The organism is Elstera litoralis (assembly GCF_000963705.1).
GTDB classification, from domain to species: domain Bacteria; phylum Pseudomonadota; class Alphaproteobacteria; order Elsterales; family Elsteraceae; genus Elstera; species Elstera litoralis.
On sequence record NZ_LAJY01000968.1, the window covers coordinates 1 to 843 of the forward strand.

At 55.9% G+C, this 843-nt stretch carries 1 protein-coding gene; it reads right to left on the bottom strand.

Features of this window, described 5'->3' with window-relative positions:
• Window positions 1–843: SbmA/BacA-like family transporter (locus VZ95_RS20995; RefSeq protein ID WP_045777601.1), on the bottom strand; the 843-nt coding region annotated here is incomplete at both ends.

Genomic DNA, 843 nt, shown 5'->3' on the forward strand with positions numbered 1-843 from the left:
GCGGCGCGGCGACGATGAAGGGGAACAGAATGGCGGCCTGTCCGTAAACCGAGGTGGTCATGGTCAGTAGAATCGTCCGACGCATGATCGCCTTATAGTTCGTCACCACCCGGCTAAAAAGATCGGTCAGCGTATGCCCCTCTTGGGGTTCACCGCGATACAGCGCGATACCTTCGGAGTGGTCGCGCACGCGGATCAAGGCATAGCGGAAATCGGCTTCCACCCGCTCCTGTTGGAAATTCAAGCCAATCAGGGGGCGGCCGATCTTATGGGTAATCCAGGTTCCGAGAAGCGCATAGAGCAGCGCCGCCCACAGCATATAGCCGGGGATCGTGATCTCCGTTTCGCCGAGAGAGAAGCTGAGCGGCCCGGATTGCACCCATAGCAGCCCGGCAAAGGTGACGAAGGTTACGATTGCGCTGAGGAGACCCAGCGACAGCGTGAGCGTGATCGCCGTTAACTGGCTCACATCGTCGGACAAACGTTGATCGGGGTTGTCGGCCTTGGCTTCCCCGAGTTGGAGACGGTAATAAACCTGTTCAGACAGATAACGGTGCAAAAATTTGCCAACCAACCACGTCCGCCACTTAATCGTGAGCATCTGGTTCATATAAATGCGCAGAATTTGAACGCTAATATAGATTGTCGCCAGACCGCCGAAGACGAGGATTTCGGTTTTGAAGGTCGGATAGTCCAGCTCTTGCAGGGCATTATAGAAGCGCCCGTACCATTCGTTGAACAGCACATTGACATAAACCAGCCCGAGATTGATGCCGACCAGAAAACCCAGCAACCCCCGCAACCACCGCTGGTCGCCGAACCAATAGGGGCGATCAACGCCAA